Genomic DNA, 1,700 nt, shown 5'->3' with positions numbered 1-1,700 from the left:
AGCGATGCAAAATCATAGTGCCGCCTCATCTTCTGTTTTGAGGCAAACCAGACTATTCAGTGTTTGTATTTTTTGACTCTCGCGCTCATACAACCCTTCAATTGAAACTTTACATGGTGACTGCCCTTGAGGATAAAACAGAATGTAACTGCCCGGATCAATGCCTTCAAAGTAGGTAAACCCATCCCACCCAATTTGACTGACTAATCCTGTCTCTGAACGCCCAAACGTGCCAAGCGGCAGGACTAGGTGATTTTCATCCACAACGGTCATACTCAATGCAATTTGCAGCTCAATGGGAAACTCTAATAAATAACCGTAACCTGCATGTATCGAAGCGAACTGCTCTGTCGTCGAAAATGCCGCATTCGCTGGTAAAGTGAGTGGGTCAATTTCATATTTGGCGGTGTAATACGCGGTAGCCCAAGGCACTAGCAAATAGCCATCCTCGTCAGTCACGCCAACAATTTGGTTTTCATATTTAACCGGAATACCGTCAAAACCGCTGGTGCTGACCACGGCAAAGCTGTCATACACTTCGTTAGCAGGGAAGATTTTGCCATCCAATGTCGAGACTGAACCCGCCATTTCCGCAAAATAATCATAATTCCCACTGGTGCCATTGAGCCCTCCTCGAAACTGAGCCCACGAGGCACGATAGGTCAAATCGGCTTGCTTACGGTTTTCAGGATCTTCATTGAGGTCATGCGCTAAATTGATACCCCACCCACCTTTTATAGGCGCGAGGCGACTGTAACCAACGCGTCCTCGCACATCGCCATCATCTTCCCTTTTCAGCGTTAAGCCGGCACTGCCGCCAAGCGAACCAAAGGGCAACGAGAACTGCGCTAATGTCACTGCCTGACCACCAATACTGTGGTTGTAAGAGAGCGACATATTGATGTCAAAAGGCAGAGCATAACTGTACGTGAGATTGAGCGTACGCGAGCTAGAATCGGTTTGCTGAATATCGAAATAGCCACCGGAAAGTGAGCCCCAATCCCCTAGCCGTACTCCCATGTTGACTTGCGATACATGACGAGACTTCAGCGATGCCTCCTCCCCTTTATTAAGCTTCTCGTAATTTGGCAAATGCGACAGGGTATAGAAATCAGCTTGCTCCACTTGCGTTCTAGCAGCGAAGCTAAACAACCTAGATTGGTAACTGTAACTCAGCGCGTATGAGCTGGATTGGTCTTTAAAATTACTGACTCGAAAAGAGGCATCTACCGTGCCTAAGTTGAACGCATTACTAACAAAACCCAGCCCCGCAACAATTAGGTCATCTTTTGCTTCAGCTTGCGTTTCCAAGGTTAACCAATCTGTCATGCCATGACGCATCGCTACAACAACGCCACCAGCACCATATTCATTCGATGCGTTTCCAAATTCTTCTCTAAGCGCACCAATACTGGCACTGTAGGAAGTAAATCCTGTTTTCAACAAATCGGAAGAGAGGAAAAACGGGCTGGTCATGACCGTTTGTCGGCCTTGAGCATCAGTCGCAATGACGGTTGCTTCACCCGCGCCAGAGATCATGGGAATGTCGTTAATAACGAAAGGGCCTGGCCCGACGGCCATTGAGTCGGTTTTAAAGCCATTGATGAATAAATCCAAGGTCGTGGGTGCAGTGACCTCACCATAAAACGCTGGCAATGGCGTCGTCACTACGTCGGGGCGCATAGAAAAGTCATGCGACA

General features: G+C 47.9%; 1 protein-coding gene. It reads right to left on the bottom strand.

Features of this window, described 5'->3' with window-relative positions; genetic code table 11:
* Positions 1–12 precede the first annotated feature (12 nt).
* The coding region (locus R8269_RS23795) for a fimbria/pilus outer membrane usher protein (protein WP_318222725.1) at positions 13–1,700 on the bottom strand (1,688 nt) is incomplete at its 5' end.

This window comes from Vibrio sp. Vb0667 (assembly GCF_033391095.1).
Note: the sequence above shows the minus strand (reverse complement) of the source record. Positions and strands in the feature narration are given on the sequence as shown.